Consider the following 18,451-nt stretch of genomic DNA (forward strand, 5'->3'; position numbering starts at 1 on the left):
ACTGATGTCCCTGGCTGTGACTTAAGGTTGGCTCCGTCATATCAGCCGATTTGTAAAAGTAAACCACGTTCGTTATCGCTAACGGCAATAAAATGCAGAGGTTAGGGCTAACAAATCCACTGTTTGCGCCAACGATTTGAAATCAAACACAAATGTGTTCAGGTGGCCGCATCGGCTGTAGCCCGCAAGAGTCGGCGCTCGCGCAGGAATGTATAAAGACCAGAACAGATCACCAGCGCAGAGCCCAGCAGCGTCAAGCTGTCGGGACGTTCCGCAAAGACAATGGCCCCAACCAGAATGGAGAACAGCAATCGGGTGTAACGAAACGGCGTGACAACAGCCGCATCACCAATCCGCATGGCGATCACGATGGCATAGTAGCCGCACACCCCAAAGAACACGCCGCCTGCAATCATCGCCCAATCGCTGCCCGTCGGGTTCGACCAGCCCGCTCCGTGCCACCAAATCAAGACGGCCCCAGCCGGAATGACAGAGGCAAAGGCCTGGAAACTGATTACAGTGGACGGCAGGCTTGGATCCAGCCTGCGGGTAATCAGGTCCCGTACAGCCACCCCCAGAACGGCCACCAAAACCAACAGGGATGAAGGTTGAAATGTATCAAGGCCGGGGCGGATGATCAGCATCACCCCGGTGAAGCCGACAAAAATCGCACTCCACCGACGCCAGCCGACCTGTTCCCCCAGAAACAGGGCCGCGCCCATGGTGATAACCAGCGGCGTCGCCTGAAACACCGCCGCAACCGTCGAAATATCAAGCAGCGACAAAGCCGTTGCATAGGCCAATGCGGCAAACGCCTCTGCCACGGCGCGCAGGATCATCAAAGGTGACCAATAGCGTGGGTTCAGAAGATCGTGCCCTTGCACCTTGGCTAAAGAGGCAAAGATAAACCCGCTGCCGCAGCCCAGAACAATCAGAATTTGCCCCACCGCAAGCCCCGACGACAGAGCTTTGATAAACATATCCTCGATCGTGAAGCCCACCATGGCGAGCAGTACCAACAAAATACCGTTTACATTGTTCATGGTCCCGCTCCCAGCTGCCATTTGATGTGCGCTGTTTCCTTGACATCGGAAACAGGCATTTCAGCAAGAACAAATGCGACGAACCATCATGATTTGACGTGAGGGTAGACATCACCAAATGTGATAGAAGCGCGCGCGACGCGGGACTTAACCCTCGCGTTTTGGAACGCCATAAAGCTCCAGCTTGTGACCGCGCAGTTCATAGCCCAGCTTGCGCGCGATCTTCTCTTGCAGCGCTTCAATGTCGGGGTCACAGAATTCGATCACTTCACCACTGTTAAGATCGATCAGATGATCATGGTGATCCCGTTCAGCATCTTCATACCGCGCGCGCCCGTCACCAAATTCCAAACGTTCCAAAATGCCTGCTTCTTCAAACAGTTTGACGGTCCGGTACACTGTCGCGATGGAAATCCCGTCGTCCTGCGCAATCGCTCGCTTGTACAGCTCTTCGACATCCGGGTGATCGGCACTGTCTTGTAGCACCTGCGCAATCACACGACGCTGACCAGTCATACGCAGCCCTTTGGCCTCACACCGGGCGATAATCGACGTTGTCATCGCAGTCCTTTCTTCTCACTGCAAAGTCTTGGAGCGTCCCGTCTTTAACGCATCCTCTTCGCGCCGCAAACCGGCTTTTCTTGACCTTAGCCGGTTGACAAGCTGGTTATCCACAGTCATTTGCGCTGCAACTGACATTCTTTGACTGCGGCCCTATCGACGATAGCCCAGCCGCGCATGACAGCAGCCCCGCCGATCCGGCGCATCTGGCTGCGAAAGGATCACCGAGTGAGCGATTTTGCTGCAATGGAGCTGCCGCCGCAGCTTTTGAAACGTCTTGAAGCCATGGAGCTGAGCACCCCGACCCCCATTCAGGCGCGGGCCATTCCGCATGCCTTGCAGGGGCGCGATGTCTTGGGTCTGGCGCAAACCGGCACCGGCAAGACGGCGGCCTTTGGTATTCCGCTGGTCGCCCAGATGCTGGCTTATGGCCGCAAACCCGCCGCGGGCACCGCGCGCGCGCTGATCCTGGCCCCGACCCGGGAATTGGTGAACCAGATCTCTGAAACCCTGAAGGCGCTGACCGAAAGCACACCTGTGCGGGTCACCGTGATTGTGGGTGGCGTGTCCATCAACCCGCAGATCACCCGCCTATCACGCGGCACGGATATCGTGGTGGCGACACCAGGGCGCTTGCTGGACATTATGGAGCGCGAAGCCATCGATCTGGGCTCATGCGATTTCCTGGTCCTGGATGAGGCCGACCAAATGCTGGACATGGGCTTTATCCACGCGCTGCGCAAGATTGCGCCGCTTCTGCCCAAAGAGCGCCAGACCATGCTGTTCTCGGCCACTATGCCGAAACAGATGAACGAGATTGCCTCCACCTATCTGGACAGCCCCATTCGTATCGAGGTGACCCCGCCCGGCAAACCTGCCGCCAAAGTGACCCAGTCGATCCACTTCATCGCCAAGGCTGAAAAGCTCTCGCTGCTGAAAGAGCTGTTGGCCGAACACAAGGATGAGCGCACGCTGATCTTTGGCCGAACCAAACACGGCATGGAACGTCTGATGAAGACGCTGGACAAGGCCGGTTTCTCGGCCGCCGCGATCCATGGCAACAAAAGCCAGGGCCAGCGTGAGCGCGCCTTGGCCGCCTTCAAATCGGGTGAGGTCAAGTTTCTGGTTGCAACCGATGTGGCGGCCCGCGGACTGGATATCCCGGATGTGAAATATGTCTATAACTATGAGCTGCCAAATGTCCCGGACGCCTATGTGCACCGGATCGGCCGCACCGCCCGCGCAGGCAAAGACGGTCAAGCCGTAGCCTTCTGTGCGCCGGATGAGATGGATGAGCTGAAAGCCATCCAAAAGACCATGAAGATCACGATCCCAGTCGCCTCTGGTCGCCCCTGGGAAGCCATGCCCGATCCAGCTGCAGCCCCCAAAGGGCGCCGTGGCAGCGGCCCGCGTCGTGGCGGGCGTCCGGCCGGCGGTCCAAAGGCAGAGGCAAGCGGCCCCTCGGATGGGAAACCCGGCGGGTTTCGCCGTCGCAACAAGGGCAAAAAACCGGCCAAGCACAATACCCCGTCTCCGGGACGGCGCTCTAGCTAACCTGCGGTTCTGCGGAACCGATTAGGTTCCGCAAAAGGTGGCCGCGACCACTTCGTTCTCTGTGGGTGGGCGCGTCAGATCCATGTCGTCTGGCTGTTCGCTATATGGATCAGACAGAACCCGGTTCAACCGCTCAAACGGTGCAAAATCCCCTGCAACTGCCGCTTCGATCATCTGTTCGATCCTGTGGTTGCGCGGGATGAAAACCGGGTTCACTGCGCGCATCACATCCAATGGAGCCTTCTCCCGCGCCAGACGCGCACGCCAGCTTGGCTCCCACTGGTCGAAGGCCCCAGGATCCAAAAACTGATCCCGCGCTGCGCCATCTGACAAGGCCCGGAACGTATCGGTGAAATCCGCGCGTTCCTGGGTCATGCGCTCCTGCAGGCCCATGATCAGATCCTGATCTCCGTCTTCTTTGGTCGTCAGGCCGATCTTGGCCCGAAACGTGTCGACCCAGGCCGCTTGTAACAAGGCGGGCATGGCATGAATGATCTCGGTCGCTTCTTCAACCGCAGCCTCGGGATCATCCAGCTGCTGCAACAGGGCGGTAGCCAACTGCGCCAGGTTCCAGACAATGATTTGCGGCTGGTTGGCATAGGCATAACGCCCCATCCGGTCGATCGAAGAGAACACCCGATTGGGATGGAAATCATCCATAAAGGCACAAGGACCATAGTCAATCGTCTCACCCGCGATCGCGCAATTGTCAGTGTTCATCACCCCGTGGATGAAGCCCACCCCCATCCAGGCGGCAATCAACTGGACCTGTCGGTCCCGCACAGCGCGGAGCAACCCCATCGGCCCTTGTGCCTCTGGATAATGCCGCTCGATGGCGTATTGGGTGAGGGTCTTTAACGCATCCACCTGCCCGCGCACCGCAAAGATCTGAAATGTCCCCACCCGCAGATGGCTTTGGGCAACACGGGTCAGCACAGCTCCGGGCAGCCCCCGCTCGCGCCAGACAGTCTCTCCCGTCTCGACAACAGCCAAAGCGCGTGTGGTTGGGATGCCCAAGGCGTGCATCGCTTCCGAGACGACATATTCCCGCAAAACCGGCCCCAGCCAGGCGCGGCCATCCCCTTGTCGGGAGTAAGGCGTGCGCCCCGAGCCTTTTAGCTGAATGTCTCGGCGTATCCCGTCAGCTCCCAGCGTTTCGCCTAAGAGAATCGCGCGCCCATCGCCAAGTTGCGGATTATAAGTGCCAAATTGATGACCGCTGTACAGCTGCGCCAAGGGCTCCGCCCCGTCCGGCACCTGGCTGCCGCCAAAAACCGCAGCCATTTCCGCAGGCTCTCCGGACGCGATGCCCAGAACATCAGCCAACGCTTCATTGAACGCGCGCAATTGCGGCGCGGCCACAGGTTCTGGCGCAAGCTTGGTGAAAAAGACCGGATCAAGGCCTGCGAAGGAATTGTCAAAAGGGATGCTGAATGTCATGGGGCAAAGATATGCAAAGCCTGCAAGATTACCAGCCACAAAGGATGTTCAGATGACCGCTGATGAGATTATTGCAAAGCTCAACCTCGCCCCCCACCCCGAAGGAGGCTGGTTCCGGGAAACATGGGCAGCTGACAATCCAGGACGCGCCACCGGCACATGTATCTACTTCCTCTTGAAGGCCACTGAGCGCAGCCATTGGCATCGGGTGGATGCAGCGGAAATATGGCTCTATCACGCCGGCGCCCCTCTGGTACTGTCCTTGGCTGCGAATGCCTCCGGCCCCGCGCAGGATCATCTGTTGTCACCGGATCTTACCCAAGGCGAGCCGCAAGTGATTGTGCCCAAAGGGCACTGGCAGGCGGCAAAGACCACAGGGGATTGGACCTTGGTGAGCTGCACCGTGAGCCCCGGATTTCAGTTTGACGGGTTTGAGCTGGCGCCCAAAGGTTTCGACATACCGCGCCAATAGGCAATTGCCCCGTGCATGAGGGGTTTCGCTTCGGGCTCAGCCCGAAGCGACCAGCGCGCCTGCGCAGCCCCTTGGGCTGCGCAGGCGCGCCCGGCCCAACGGGACCCGGGGCTTTTTCAAAGCATCGTGGGACGGGCGGGAGCGCTGTGTGTCAACCTCAGCTTCAACCCGACGCCGGGACGCTGACAGTTCCCCCGCCAACACAAGCGCTGACACCGGTTGTCGATGGGGCTGACGTGGGCAAGCCACGCGCGACACGCACCGCCAAAAACGCAAAGGCCTGAGCCTCCAGCATATCCCCGTCCAGTCCAACGGCTTCGACCGGTTCAACCTCACATTCCAAGGACACTTTCAACATATCCATCAATACCGGATTATGCCGTCCGCCACCGGTCACCAGAACCTTGGTTGGCGCTTGGGGGCAATGCTGCATGGCCTCTGCCACAGCTGCCGCACACATTCCCGTCAATGTCGCCGCGGCATCCGCATCAGAAAGCTCCCGAACCAAACCAACCATCTCTGCAAAATCATTTCGATCCAGTGATTTGGGCGGCATTCTTGCAAAATAAGGCTCCGCCAGGAACAACTCCAACGCGCCGGTCTCAACGGTTCCGGACTTGGCAATTTTCCCGCCCTCATCCATCGAAAGCCCCAAACGCGCTTGCACAAGGTCGTTCACCGGCGCATTGGCCGGTCCCGTGTCAAAGGCTAAAAGAGCGCCATCCTCCTCCGGCCTCTCAAAACGCGGATCGACATAGGTCAGATTGCCCACCCCGCCGAGATTCAAAAAACACAAAGGCTGCGCGGCCCCGATGTATTTTGCACAGGCAAAATGGAAAAACGGCGCCAGCGGCGCGCCCTCTCCCCCCATTGCCACATCATCGCTGCGGAAGTCCCAAACCACCGGTGCCCCCAGCGCTTGGGCCAATGCAGCACCATCGCCAACCTGCAGGGTTCCTTGCAAGCGCGGCGCATGGGCCAGGGTCTGGCCGTGAAACCCCAAAACTGCGACGTCGGAAAACCCGCTCAGCAGCCTTTGATGCGCCGCCGTCACAACCTGCGCTGCGGCCTCCACCTCAGGCCCCGACCACTGCCCCAGAGCCGCCCGCAGGATCGCGCGTTCCTCGGCGCTATACGCCCGGTAGGCGCTTCGTCCAAATCCGTGAATGCGGTGACCATCTGTATCAATCACAGCCACATCCACCCCATCCAGCGAGGTACCACTCATGGCTCCTGCCGCATGCACCACGCCCGTTTTTGAAATCGCTCGTCCCATGTTCCTGCGCCTTTTGACCACTGGCGGATCTGCGCCGCCCTTGTATTGCAGGATACAGCGGGAATTTTCGCAGGAAAATAGGTTCCAACCAATCCAATTGCGCTTTATACAGCCCCTCGCAATTCATTAGCCGAGGCATGTTATGACTTATCATCCAAAATCGGAGTTCATCGCCGTTATGATGGAACGCGGGTTCCTTGCGGACTGCACCGATTATCAGGGCCTGGATGAGGCGATGGTGAACGGCACCGTAACCGCATACATCGGCTATGATGCGACCGCTCAGTCGCTGCATGTCGGCCATTTGCTGAATATTATGATGCTGCGCTGGCTGCAGAAATCCGGGCATCGTCCGATCACCTTGATGGGCGGCGGCACCACAAAAGTGGGTGACCCATCCTTCCGCTCGGACGAGCGCCCGCTGTTGGGCCCAGAGCAAATTCAAGCGAATATCCACGGCATGCAGCAGGTCTTTGCGAAGTACCTTTCTTACGGAGATGGCGCATCGGACGCGTTGATGCTGAACAATGCCGAATGGCTGGATGACCTGAACTATCTTGAATTCCTGCGCGACATTGGTCGCCATTTCTCGGTCAATCGGATGCTGTCGTTCGAGAGTGTTAAATCCCGCCTGGACCGCGAACAATCGCTGTCTTTCCTAGAATTCAACTACATGATTCTGCAGGCCTATGACTTCCTGGAGCTCAATCGCCGCTACGGCTGTGTGTTGCAGATGGGCGGTTCGGATCAATGGGGCAATATTGTCAACGGTATCGACCTCACCCGCCGTGTTCTGGACAATGAGATCTATGGCCTGACCTCCCCACTGTTGACCACCTCGGATGGTCGCAAGATGGGGAAATCCCAAGGCGGGGCCATCTGGCTGAACGGCGACATGCTGAGCCCTTATGAATTTTGGCAATTCTGGCGCAATACAACGGACGCGGACGTGGGTCGATTCTTGAAACTCTATACGGAGCTTCCGGTCGAAGAATGTGAGCGTCTGGGCGCGCTTGCAGGGTCTGAGATCAACGCCGCTAAAGTGATCCTGGCCAATGAGGTCACAACCTTGCTGCACGGGCCAGAGGCCGCCTCCGCCGCCGAGGCCACGGCGCGCGAGGTGTTTGAAAAAGGTGGCGTCGGGGATGACCTGCCGACCTTGACCCTGACCGCTGCGGATCTGGGCGATGGCATGTCCATTGTACAGGCGCTGGTCAAATCAGGCCTCGCTAAATCCGGCAAGGATGCCAAACGCCTCATTTCAGAAAACGGCGCCAAGATCGACGACAAGCCTCTGACCGACGCAGGCCTAATGTTGGATGCCGCTGCGCTAGCCTCTCCAGTCAAACTGTCAGCCGGCAAAAAACGCCACGCCTTGGTCCAGCTGGAAGGCTGACCAGAATCGCAAATCGAAAAGCACTTGGATGACACAAGGGGCGCAAACTGCGCCCCTTTCTTTTGAGCATTACAAAAGAAAGTAATCCACCAGCGTCAGCACCACAAACACTGGCACAGACAGGGCTGTTGCGACCAAAAAAGCGGCGGTTTTGGTCATTCGGGAACAAGGGGCCGCGACCCCGTAAACTTTATTTCGATTTTTCATGACCTGATTAACCATCAATTAGGTTTCGCTGGGGTTAATGGGCCCATGTTTGATCTCAGCTCTGCCGACCCCATGCCCCATGCCACCTCCTGCGACACGCGCGACCGGGCGTTGCCGCAATCTGATGAGTTCGCCAAGGCGCTGCGCCTGAGCGGTCAAACACCGCTGCGGCTGGACCGAATGCAAGATATGATCGTCTTGCGCCGCAAGTTCTGGGGGCGCATTCCCGTGGCCATGATCAACCGCGCGGATCTGACAAAACCGGCACGGCTGCTTGAAATTCTGCAAGAGGAAGGCATGCCGCGCACACCTGTGCTGCTGTCCCCCGAGCGGCCCACGCCCGAACTTGCGCGCCTTGGCGCCCTGCCCCTGATGACGCCCGCCTCGGTGGCGGTGCTGGATCTTGGAGGCACGCGCGCGGATCTCCGGGCGCGCTTGCAGCAGAAATGGCGCAACCGTCTGAATGCGGCAGAAAACGCGAACCTGCGCGTGACCCGGCAAAATATGCCCATTGACCCGGACCACTGGCTGTTGCGCGCAGATAGCGCCTTGCAACAAACACGTGGCTATCGCAGCTGGCCTACGGCACTGACCCTCGCCTATGCGCAAAGCAACCCCGGTCAGGCCAAGCTGTTTCAGGCCCATTTGGGCAATGACATTGTGGCGGGCGTGCTCATCCTGACCCATGGCGACCGCGCGACCTATCACATCGCTCACAGCACAGAGGCTGGCAAAGCCCAAAACGCACATAATCTCCTGATGTGGTCGGCAATGGAGTGGCTGGCCGCCAAAGGATGCCACAGCCTTGACCTGGGAGTTATCAATACTGAGGATGCCGAAGGTCTGGCGCGCTTCAAACTGGGCACTGGCGCAGAGCTTCGCAAACTGGGCGGCACCTGGCTGTTCTGGCCCCCCTTGGGGCGCAGACTTGCCCCACTTGCGCGGCTGGATCTCAACCTGATGCGCGCTTGATACTGACCTGTTCGGTTCAACCAGATGCGACGGCGCCGCGCCCAAAGGGCGCGGCGCCGGTCGTTTCGGGCAAAGCCCGAAGCGAAAAACTTCATCTCTCCGGAGGTTATTCCGCTGCCTTTTCTTCAAGGATCAACCATTCCTCCTCGGACGCAGCCAGTTTTTCCTGACGCTCCACAAGGGCTTCTGTGGCCTTCTTGAACTTCACCGGCTCTCTTGAGAATAATTCAGGATCCGCCATCAGCTCTTCCAGCTTGGCAATCTCCTTCTCCAATCGATCGATCTCATCCGGCAAAGCTTCCAATCGATGCTTTTCCTTAAAGCTCAGCCCCTCAACAGGTTTGGCCTCTGCCTTCGGTTTGGCTTTGGCCGCTTTGGGCTTGCTGGCGGCTTCCACCGCAACTTCAGGCTGGCGCTGCGCCAGATAATCGCTCCAACCACCCGCATAGACCGTCGCTTTACCGTTGCCTTCCATGGCAATGGTCGTCGTCGCCACCCGGTCCAGGAAATCCCGGTCGTGGCTTACCAGCAAAACCGTCCCGTCATAGGCATCCAACAGCTCTTGCAGCAGATCCAGCGTCTCGACATCCAGATCGTTGGTCGGTTCATCCAACACCAGGAGGTTGGAACTGCGCGCCATCAATCGCGCCAACAGTAAACGCGCCTTTTCCCCTCCGGACAGCGACCGCACCGGCGCGCGGGCCTGGCGTTCGTCAAACAAAAACTCTTTGAGGTAGCCGACCACATGTTTCGGCTGCCCCCGCACCATAACCTGATCCGCCTTGCCCGAGATCCGCATGGATGGATCCGACGTCAGATTTTCCCAAAGGCTCAGATCACCGTCCAATTGGTCGCGGGTCTGGTCAAACAGAGCAACTTCCAGATTGGTCCCCAGCTTCACCTGCCCCGCGTCGGGCTCTTCCTGCCCCAACAACATCTTGAGCAAGGTGGTCTTGCCCACCCCATTTGGACCAACAAAGGCCACGCGATCGCTGCGCTGCACCTTCAGATCAAAATTGGACAGAATCACCTTGTCGCCAAAAGATTTGGCCAGACCTTCCGCTTCGATCACCTTGCGACCTGATTTTGGCCCGCTCTCCAATGCCAATTCAGCTGCACCCTGGCGTTTGATTTGGGAGGCACGTTCTGATTTCAGATCCTGCAAGGCGCGCACCCGGCCCATATTGCGCTTGCGCCGGGCACTGATTCCTTCCACGGCCCAACGGCTTTCGGATTTGATCAGGCGATTGAGCTTGTGGCGTGCCTGGTCTTCCTCATCCCAGACCTTGTCGCGCCAGGCTTCAAAGGCCTCAAAGCCTTTTTCCTGTCGCCGCACTTGACCGCGATCCACCCAAAGCGTCGCGCGGGTCAGCGCATTCAAAAAGGCCCGGTCGTGAGAAATCAGAACAAAGCCTGCGCGGGTGGCGGACAGCTCATCCTCAAGCCATTGGATGGCGGAAATGTCCAAATGGTTGGTGGGTTCGTCCAGCAGCATCAGATCCGGCGCCTCAGCCATCAGCTTGGCCAAGGCGGCACGGCGGCGCTCGCCACCGGATGCAGTTTCCACAGCGCGTGCGGGATCAAACTTCAGCCCTTCGCCAGCGCGTTCCACCTTGTACATCTCACCCGGTTCAAGCCCGCTGGCCGCAAAATCCCCCAGCGTGGCAAAGCCCTCCATCTTGGGATCCTGCTCCATGTACCCAACGGATTTGCCAGGCGGCACAACGATGGATCCGGTGTCCGCCTCAACCAACCCCGCCATGATTTTCATCAGGGTCGATTTCCCTGAACCATTGCGCCCCACCAGCGCCACGCGGTCGCCGGGTTGAACCACCAGATCAAGGTCGGAAAAAATGGGGTCCCCACCAAAGGTCAAGGAAATCCCGTTCATCTGCAGAAGAGGAATACGTGCCATAAAAGCCAGCTAAACCGCTGACAGCATTCCGTCAACGCCCGCGCTTTCATCTTTTCTCAAATACTCAAATTCACCCGGCCACAGCCCGCAGCAACCGTTTGCGCGCAGGCGGAATCGCTCCGATTTCCAGGCCAGTGAACACATGCAGCGTGTTCATATGGGTGTCGACAACCGCGTGGTCGCTGACCCATCCGCCCATCATCAAATAGGTCCGCAACAAGGGCGGCATCCGCAGCATTGCCTTTTTGGCATCCGGTTTGCGCCGCAGCCGCGCCGCATAGCGGAATACATTTGGTGCCTTCACACGCGGCAGCCAGCGTTTGGGGGCCAGGTGGCGATGTTTGAGCATGGCAAAGGCGTCCAGATAATCCTCGGTCTCGGTCCCTGCAAAGGACGAACAGCCAAACAACATCTGAATATCATTTTGGTCCACATAAGCCGTCATCGCGCCCCAGGCGACTCGCAGAATATCCGCATCATTCCAGGCCTGATGGATGCAGAACCGCCCCATTTCGACCATACGCCCTTCAAAAGCGTGCAGCGCCGACAGGTCGTAGAACTGCGCCGAATAACTGCGGCTGACGTCATTGCCGCCGTCCAGAACCAGCATCCGGAAACAACAGACCAATGCGCCACTTCGGCTGTCTTCCACCAGGATATGAGCGCATTCGCTGTCAAACTCATCCTGATCGATGCGCGGCGTGCGAAAACACAAGGTCCGCAGGGCCTGAACCGCGGCGATATCCACATCACCCGCCGCCAGCCGCGCCACATAGCGCCCTTTGCTCAGCAACACTGTCTGCTCTGACATTCGCTACTCCGCCCCTTCGGTCCGGCCCTTTGCGGACCGGAATTCTAACCATGATCTGCCCGCATTACATAGGCAGCATGACAGTCAAATGAAGGATGGATGACGAACCGATTTAAATCAGTTGTCAGCGTCGATAAAGTTTCCAGGCCCAAAGTTGCCAAGGTTCCCCAGCAGCTGACGCAGGAAGGTTTTGTCTTCCAGGCTCGAGCTGGTCACACGGCGCTGAAGGGGAATCACCCGACCGTCTTCAAGGCCAAACCGTTGGACGCCCGTCACTGTACCTGTGTCATTAAAGTTGATCGCCACCAATTCCCGCGAAATCGTCTTGGGCTCCAGTCCGCCGCGTTGACGGATCACGGATTCGACATAATAAAAGCCGCTGGCATTCAAAACACCGGAGGCTGAAGGCTCTCCAATGGTTTCCACAACCGAATCCCGTGTATCAACGCCCGGCACAATATCCGCCAGATCTTCTTCGAGCGGCACATAACCGTGTTTGCGATCAATCGGGCTACAGGCCGCAATCAATGCCATACCAACAGCCAATGCTGTGCTCTTCAGAGCCAATTTCATAATCCTGCTCTGCTTCACTTGACCTGCACGCATTTACCGATAACCCTCTCTGGCTTGAACCCGGCTCTGAACCCGATTACCTAAACCAAAGGCCCGGTTCAAGAAATGAAAGAGTTCACAATGTCGCAAAGCGCAATCTTCCGCGTAGCCGATCTGGATCAAAACACGCCCACAGCCTTTGATTTGCGCCCTGATCAGGACGTTCTGTCGCCCCTGGCCGCCGAGCTCGGCGTGAATGATCTACGCAAAGTGCGCTTTGCCGGTGACATCCGCGCCGCAGGCAAACGGGATTGGGTGCTGAAGGCAACACTGGGGGCAACCATTGCTCAGACTTGTGTTGTCACCCTTGAACCGATGAACACACGCATTGACGCTCCCATCGAACGTATGTTTGTCGCTCATCTGCCGACGCCCGAAGGGTCCGAGGTGGAAATGCCCGAAGATGATACCATCGAACAGCTTGGCACCGAGATCGACGTCTCGGAACTGATGATCGAAGCGCTGGCCTTGATGATACCGGAGTTTCCACGCAAGGACGGTGCGGTCCTGGGAGAGGCCGTTTTTGCCGAACCCGGCGTGGAGCCGATGCGGGACGAGGACACCAAACCCTTTGCCGGATTGGCGGCGTTGAAAGACGCGCTGAACAAAGACAGCTGATTTTTGCCCCAACAAGCCTTTTGGGGTGGAAGAGTTTCTCGGACCTCTCTAAAAAACCCCTTGCGCAATTGAAGATTTTGAGTATTTTCGCGCGCTCATCGGATTTATCGTGGACATCTGGTTGGCTGCGGCCTAAACGCACGTCACACCGATTGAACACGGAACACGAAACGCGCCGCGGGGATGGCCCCAAGGCCCCTAATACACAAAGGTTGAGACATGGCCGTCCAACAGAACAAAGTATCCAAATCGCGCCGCAACAACCGCCGCGCGCACGATGCACTGGTTGCTGCAAACCCCAATGAATGCCCCAACTGCGGTGAGCTGCGTCGTCCGCACCATGTGTGCCCGTCCTGCGGCCACTACGACGGTAAAGAGATCGTCGCGCAGGCCAACGAAATCGATCTGGACGAAGACGCGGCCTAAGCCTCTTCCATTTGACGTCAGGCAGGCCTTCGGATGACCGGTACTCCCGATTCCCGACACGAACAGTCTGACCGTATTACCATTTCGGTAGACGCCATGGGCGGAGATGCCGGTCCCTCAGTTGTGGTGGCCGGCATTGCTAAATCTGCCAAAAAGAACCCGAACATCGGGTTTATTCTGCATGGCCCCGAAGAAGAGCTTGCCCCTTTGGTTGCACGTCGCCGTGTGCTGCGGGACCGGGTGGAGATTCGCGATTGTCGCGGTGTCGTCACCATGGAGGACAAGCCCAGTCAGGTAATGCGCAAGGGCAAGGGGACCTCGATGTGGTCCACACTTGACAGTGTACGCAACGGCGAGGCCGGCGGTGCAGTGTCTTGTGGCAACACGGGTGCGCTTATGGCGCTCAGCATGCTGCGTTTGCGCAAGATGCCAGGTATAAATCGCCCGGCTATTGCAATTTTGTGGCCGTCTCGCAATCCGCAAGGATTCAATGTGATGCTGGACGTTGGCGCCGATGTGCGTGCTGACGCAGGCGATCTGTTGCAATTCGCGTTGATGGGTGTCTCTTACACCCGCAACTCGATGGACATCCCAATTCCGCGCGTCGGTCTGTTGAACGTCGGCACCGAGGAACACAAAGGTCGCGCCGAGCTCAAAGAAGCCTATACTCTGATTTCGGAAAAGGCAGACGGCGCAAGCTTTGAATTTGTCGGCTTTGTCGAAGGCAGTGACATTCCAGGTGATATCGCAGACGTCATTGTAACCGATGGTTTCACGGGCAATGTGGCAATCAAAACCGGCGAAGGCACCGCCAGCCTGATCCGAACCGCGCTGCGAGAGGCGTTTGAATACTCGCTTCTGTCCCGGTTTGCAGCGATTTTGGCCTATACGTCATTAAAGCGCCTGTCCAAACGGATTGATCCGCGCCGGGTCAATGGCGGGGTGTTCCTGGGCCTGAACGGCACGGTGGTGAAATCCCATGGTGGCGCGGATGCCACCAGTGTCTCCGCTGCCGTCAAACTGGCGTTTCGCTTGGCCGAGCAGGGATTTGCACAAAAACTAGCCGCGCGGGTTGCATCCGCCGGTGAGCTTACCCAAGATGGTGCGGCTGGTGGCGACGTCGATCCGTCGCCCTCGGCTCAGGCCCTCTCACAGGCCAACGCACCCAAGTAGACAATAAGAAGGCAGGCACAGATGACGCGACGCGCAGTGGTTATCGGAACCGGACATTATCTCCCCGAACGCGTGGTCGAAAATGCCGAATTCGAAACCAAGCTGGACACCACCGACGAATGGATCCGCACCCGGTCTGGTATTGAACGCCGCCATTTTGCCGCTGACGATGAAACCACATCCGATATGGCCACCAAAGCGGCCGAGGCCGCGCTGAAGGACGCAGGCCTGTCGGGCGACGACGTGGATGCCATTGTCCTGGCGACCTCAACCGCGGATCTAACCTTTCCTTCTGCGGCCACGATGGTTCAGGCCTCTATCGGCATGACCAAGGGATTTGCCTTTGACGTGCAGGCGGTTTGTGCCGGTTTTGTCTATGCGCTCAGCAATGCAAACGCCCTGATCGCCTCTGGCCAGGCGGACCGTGTTATGGTCATCGGCGCTGAAACCTTCAGCCGCATCATGGACTGGACGGACCGGTCCACTTGTGTATTGTTCGGCGACGGCGCGGGTGCGCTTTTGCTGGAAGCCCAAGACCAGCCCGGCACCAACGACGACCGGGGCATTCTGGCAACCGACCTGAATTCTGACGGTCGTTTCAAAGACTTGCTCTATGTGGACGGCGGCGTCGCCACCCGCAGCACCGGCTATTTGCGGATGCAGGGCAACCAAGTGTTCCGCCACGCGGTGGAAAAGCTGGCCCAAACGGCGCACACCGCTTTGGAACGTGCGGGCCTTGGTGCTGATGACGTGGACTGGATTGTGCCGCATCAGGCCAATATCCGCATCATTCAGGGCACAGCCAAGAAAATGGGGCTGCCGATGGAAAAGGTTGTGGTCACGGTGCAGGACCATGGCAATACCTCTGCGGCCTCTATCCCGCTGGCGTTGTCGGTTGGTAAACAGCGCGGACAGATCAAAACCGGCGATTTGGTGGTCACCGAGGCCATCGGCGGCGGCCTTGCATGGGGCTCAGTAGTGTTGCGCTGGTAAACCGATCGTGCAGGTAAGAGTTTGTAAGCAATTCATTGATATTGACAGGTAAAATCTCTGCACCCTATGTTTTTCAAAACAACGGGGACTGGAATGAGCGAAAAAACACTTACACGTATGGATCTGAGCGAGGCCGTCTTTCGCGAGGTTGGCCTGTCACGAAACGAAAGCGCGCAGCTTGTCGAAAGCATGTTGCAGCACATGTCGGACGCCTTGGTGCGCGGCGAACAAGTTAAAATTTCTTCCTTTGGTACGTTCAGCGTCCGGGACAAGTCAGCACGTGTCGGACGTAATCCAAAAACAGGTGAAGAAGTGCCGATCCAGCCGCGTCGCGTGCTGACGTTCCGCCCGTCTCATCTGATGAAGGACCGCGTAGCAGAGGGCAACCGTAAGCAGTAACGGGACCCGAACGAATGTCTAAATCACCAGATGCCTTCCGCACAATCAGCGAAGTTGCGGAATGGCTGGCGGTTCAAGCGCATGTATTGCGCTTCTGGGAGAGCAAGTTTCCCCAGCTGAAACCCGTGAAACGCGCAGGCGGACGCCGGTATTACCGTCCTGCCGATATGCTGTTGCTCGGGGGCATTCGTTACCTTCTGCACGACAAGGGGCTCTCCATCAAAGAGGTCCAGACGCTGTTGCGCGAAAACGGCGCAGCCTATCTGTCCGATATGTCCCATTCCCTGGATGAGCCTTTTACGCCCGGCTCGGCCGGACCCAAAAACGGCGCGGATCTGGGTGTCACGATTGACTCAAATGCGGGTGAACCCGCAGCAGACGACGCACCTGTTGCTGCGGTTGAGGCGAAGGAGCCCGAAACATCCCCGGCGATTGAAGTGGAAACGCCAGCGCCTGCAGACCCTGCGCCCCAACCAGCTCCCCCGGTGTCTGCGCCTGCGCCCACACCGTCTGTCTCTGAACCGGTCGCCGCAGCTGCGCCCAGCCCGGCGGCTGAACCTGTCGTCACTGCAAATACTGAGGCTCCAAGCGCTGCAGATCAACCGGTTGCCGCACCTGTGCAGCCTGCGGCCGTCCACCCCGCACCAGCTGCCGCTGCGCCTGTTGAAACGCCCTCGGCCGCCATGCCGGAGGCTGCACCAGCCGACGCCTCTCAGCCAACGCCTGCCGCCTCTACTTCCGCTGAACAGATCCACCTAGATCTTGGCCCCGTGGCATCAGCCCCTCAGGAAAGTGCCACGGCAAAGGCGGAGCGCCTGCAATCCGCCTTTGCTGGTGCACAACCAGCGCCTGCTTCGTCCTCAAACCCGCCAACAGCCCGCTCCTCGGCACCTGCTGAGGCCCAAGCCAACCTATGGGACGGCACCAGTGACACAGGAGCCGCCACCGCAGATGCGCCTGCGGCAGAGCCTGCCCAACCGACCCTGGCCCCGCAGCAAGACTTGGGTCAGTCAGATCAATCCTCGGTTTCTCAACCTGTTGTTGGCCAGCCTGATCTCGCCCCTGAAAATCTCGAATCCAGCGGCACCGGACCGGGTTTAGCGTCTGTCGACGATAACGCCGCTGACGCCGAAGCGGAGGTGCCGTCGCCAAACGCCGTTGCGCCGGTCGCTCCCCCGATAAGCAACGTGAACACGGCTGCGCCCGCAGTAACCGCGCCAAATGGTGCGCAAGCACCTGGGATAAACGAGGTCGAAGAGGCCACTGTTGCACCAACCGAACAAGTGCCTGAGGTGACGCACACCGCAGCCCCTGTGGCAGGAGTTGCGGTGCCACCTTCTCCACAGACCCTTGCTGCGCCAGAGCCTTCGGTTGTCCCAGAACGATCCCCGGCCTCTGTGCAAGCTCCAACACAGGATGATGTGTCCCGCGCAGCGCTCCCTTTTGCGGATACAGCCTCTGAGCCAAAAACCGACACCCCTAGCGAAACGCCTGCTGCCGCAGGTTTCGATTCCGTGCAAACGCCCGCGCAGCCGACCGGCCATGTCTCCCCGGCTGTCGCCACCACGGATACACCGCTTGGCGCCCCGTTGGCCGATCCTCAGCAATCTGCTGTGACAGAGACAGTTCCCGCAGTTGAACCCGTGGCAGAAGACCCGCAAGTGGTGGCACCGGAACGTCCGGCTTCCCCCGTCGCGACGCCAGCCCCTCAGCCGCCACTTGCACCGTCTGCACCATCTCCGGCTGTGGCCAGCACGCCACAGCCAGCACCCGCGCCCTTTGCATCAAACGCGGGTCACCCGGCGGCCTTGGACAACTCTGTTCCAGAGCAACCGGCGGCAACGGTTGCGGTCAGTCCAAGCGACATCGCGTCGCCCGCACCGGCGCCACTGCCTACACGCGTTGAACCTGCTGGGACGGACGAGACTGCACCACAAAGCATCACCGTTCAGGAACAACCGACACAGGACGAAGTTCCGGCTGCAACCACTGCACAGCCGGAAGGTGGAAATCTGCCGACGCCAAAACCGGGCGTGAGCGTGTTAAAAGTACCTGAACCCGGCTTTTCAGTTCCCGACACAGGGGAACAGCTGGACTCCATGGTGTTCCAGACGCAAGCAACCCCACAAGGGGTCAGCGCGCCGCAAACCATCACCCCCTCGGATCTTGTCATGGGATTGCCGCCCCTTGCAAATCTGGATGCGCCTTCCCCCTCACCTGCCTCATCAGATGTCGAAGACCATCCGCCCGCCCCGGCGCCCAAGGCCCGCGTGATTGAGATCGCCGATTTCGACCTCAGCGACCTCAGCCCTGCGCCGGGCGTTTTGCGGCGCTTGGCCACCCAATCAGAAATTCCCGCGCAAAACCAAGCCTCTGTTGACCAGTGCCTTGCGGATCTTCGAACTTTGGCAGCACGCGGATAAATCGAGGCACGATGGAAAAAAGTTGGTTTTCCCTCTTGCCCCTGCCGTCAGAACCAGTAGAAAGCTCCCTCATCGGGCTATGGCGCAGCCTGGTAGCGCGTCCGTCTGGGGGACGGAAGGTCGCAGGTTCGAGTCCTGCTAGCCCGACCAAACAACCCCG

General features: G+C 58.7%; 17 protein-coding genes and 1 tRNA gene. 11 read left to right on the forward strand and 7 right to left on the reverse strand.

Annotation, left to right across the window (positions count from 1 at the left end):
• Nucleotides 1–158: 158 nt before the first annotated feature.
• Nucleotides 159–1,043 carry a DMT family transporter gene (locus GFB49_RS02750; RefSeq protein WP_153214255.1) on the reverse strand — a complete coding sequence of 295 codons (885 nt, stop codon included), beginning with the start codon at nucleotides 1,041–1,043 and terminating at the stop codon, nucleotides 159–161.
• A 147-nt stretch (nucleotides 1,044–1,190) separates the two neighbouring features.
• A complete protein-coding gene (locus tag GFB49_RS02755; RefSeq protein ID WP_153214256.1) occupies nucleotides 1,191–1,604 on the reverse strand; it encodes a Fur family transcriptional regulator in 414 nt (137 codons plus the stop codon).
• Between the two features lie 228 nt (nucleotides 1,605–1,832).
• Between GFB49_RS02755 and GFB49_RS02760 the strand changes: the two genes are divergently transcribed.
• Complete coding sequence (locus GFB49_RS02760; protein WP_343032446.1) at nucleotides 1,833–3,158, forward strand: DEAD/DEAH box helicase; 1,326 nt, start codon at nucleotides 1,833–1,835, stop codon at nucleotides 3,156–3,158.
• A 21-nt stretch (nucleotides 3,159–3,179) separates the two neighbouring features.
• Here the strand turns inward: GFB49_RS02760 and GFB49_RS02765 are convergent, their stop codons facing one another.
• Entirely contained in the window at nucleotides 3,180–4,598 is a 1,419-nt protein-coding gene (locus tag GFB49_RS02765; RefSeq protein WP_153214257.1) for a protein adenylyltransferase SelO, read from the reverse strand.
• A 52-nt stretch (nucleotides 4,599–4,650) separates the two neighbouring features.
• Between GFB49_RS02765 and GFB49_RS02770 the strand changes: the two genes are divergently transcribed.
• Nucleotides 4,651–5,070: a cupin domain-containing protein gene (locus GFB49_RS02770; RefSeq protein WP_153214258.1), complete on the forward strand. Its 420-nt coding sequence runs from the start codon at nucleotides 4,651–4,653 to the stop codon at nucleotides 5,068–5,070.
• 163 nt (nucleotides 5,071–5,233) lie between these two features.
• Here the strand turns inward: GFB49_RS02770 and GFB49_RS02775 are convergent, their stop codons facing one another.
• The gene (locus GFB49_RS02775) at nucleotides 5,234–6,346 is read right to left on the reverse strand and encodes an anhydro-N-acetylmuramic acid kinase (protein WP_153214259.1); all 1,113 of its coding nucleotides are present in this window, start codon (nucleotides 6,344–6,346) and stop codon (nucleotides 5,234–5,236) included.
• 142 nt (nucleotides 6,347–6,488) lie between these two features.
• Between GFB49_RS02775 and tyrS the strand changes: the two genes are divergently transcribed.
• Both tyrS and GFB49_RS02785 read left to right on the forward strand, forming a co-directional pair.
• The gene (gene tyrS, locus GFB49_RS02780) at nucleotides 6,489–7,742 is read left to right on the forward strand and encodes a tyrosine--tRNA ligase (protein ID WP_153214260.1); all 1,254 of its coding nucleotides are present in this window, start codon (nucleotides 6,489–6,491) and stop codon (nucleotides 7,740–7,742) included.
• 252 nt (nucleotides 7,743–7,994) lie between these two features.
• Entirely contained in the window at nucleotides 7,995–8,921 is a 927-nt protein-coding gene (locus GFB49_RS02785; RefSeq protein WP_153214261.1) for a GNAT family N-acetyltransferase, read from the forward strand.
• 106 nt (nucleotides 8,922–9,027) lie between these two features.
• On the opposite strand, the gene GFB49_RS02790 is transcribed toward GFB49_RS02785, so the two are convergent.
• The 3 genes from GFB49_RS02790 to GFB49_RS02800 all read right to left on the reverse strand — a co-directional run bounded on the left by GFB49_RS02790 (nucleotide 9,028) and on the right by GFB49_RS02800 (nucleotide 12,220).
• Nucleotides 9,028–10,836 (reverse strand): ABC-F family ATP-binding cassette domain-containing protein, encoded by a 1,809-nt coding sequence (locus tag GFB49_RS02790; protein WP_153214262.1) that lies wholly within the window; start codon nucleotides 10,834–10,836, stop codon nucleotides 9,028–9,030.
• 70 nt (nucleotides 10,837–10,906) lie between these two features.
• Nucleotides 10,907–11,647, reverse strand: a complete 741-nt coding sequence (locus GFB49_RS02795; RefSeq protein ID WP_153214263.1) for a GNAT family N-acetyltransferase — start codon at nucleotides 11,645–11,647, stop codon at nucleotides 10,907–10,909.
• A gap of 117 nt (nucleotides 11,648–11,764) precedes the next feature.
• Nucleotides 11,765–12,220: an outer membrane protein assembly factor BamE gene (locus GFB49_RS02800; protein WP_246149578.1), complete on the reverse strand. Its 456-nt coding sequence runs from the start codon at nucleotides 12,218–12,220 to the stop codon at nucleotides 11,765–11,767.
• Nucleotides 12,221–12,340: 120 nt separating this feature from the next.
• On the opposite strand from GFB49_RS02800, the gene GFB49_RS02805 reads away from it, so the two are divergent.
• The 7 genes from GFB49_RS02805 (at nucleotide 12,341) to GFB49_RS02835 (ending at nucleotide 18,441) form a co-directional block, all read left to right on the forward strand.
• Nucleotides 12,341–12,877: a YceD family protein gene (locus GFB49_RS02805; protein ID WP_153214265.1), complete on the forward strand. Its 537-nt coding sequence runs from the start codon at nucleotides 12,341–12,343 to the stop codon at nucleotides 12,875–12,877.
• A 219-nt stretch (nucleotides 12,878–13,096) separates the two neighbouring features.
• On the forward strand, nucleotides 13,097–13,303 hold the full coding sequence (gene rpmF, locus GFB49_RS02810) for a 50S ribosomal protein L32 (protein ID WP_153214266.1): 207 nt from the start codon (nucleotides 13,097–13,099) through the stop codon (nucleotides 13,301–13,303).
• Nucleotides 13,304–13,336: 33 nt separating this feature from the next.
• Entirely contained in the window at nucleotides 13,337–14,476 is a 1,140-nt protein-coding gene (plsX, locus tag GFB49_RS02815) for a phosphate acyltransferase PlsX (protein WP_153214267.1), read from the forward strand.
• 21 nt (nucleotides 14,477–14,497) lie between these two features.
• Nucleotides 14,498–15,469, forward strand: coding sequence for a beta-ketoacyl-ACP synthase III (locus GFB49_RS02820; protein WP_153214268.1), 972 nt, complete (start codon nucleotides 14,498–14,500; stop codon nucleotides 15,467–15,469).
• A gap of 93 nt (nucleotides 15,470–15,562) precedes the next feature.
• Nucleotides 15,563–15,868, forward strand: coding sequence for an integration host factor subunit alpha (gene ihfA, locus GFB49_RS02825; protein WP_153214269.1), 306 nt, complete (start codon nucleotides 15,563–15,565; stop codon nucleotides 15,866–15,868).
• Between the two features lie 14 nt (nucleotides 15,869–15,882).
• Nucleotides 15,883–18,291: a MerR family transcriptional regulator gene (locus GFB49_RS02830; protein WP_153214270.1), complete on the forward strand. Its 2,409-nt coding sequence runs from the start codon at nucleotides 15,883–15,885 to the stop codon at nucleotides 18,289–18,291.
• Nucleotides 18,292–18,364: 73 nt separating this feature from the next.
• Nucleotides 18,365–18,441: transfer RNA gene (locus tag GFB49_RS02835), tRNA-Pro, on the forward strand.
• Nucleotides 18,442–18,451: the final 10 nt, after the last annotated feature.

This window comes from Tritonibacter litoralis, assembly GCF_009496005.1.
GTDB lineage: Bacteria > Pseudomonadota > Alphaproteobacteria > Rhodobacterales > Rhodobacteraceae > Epibacterium > Epibacterium litoralis.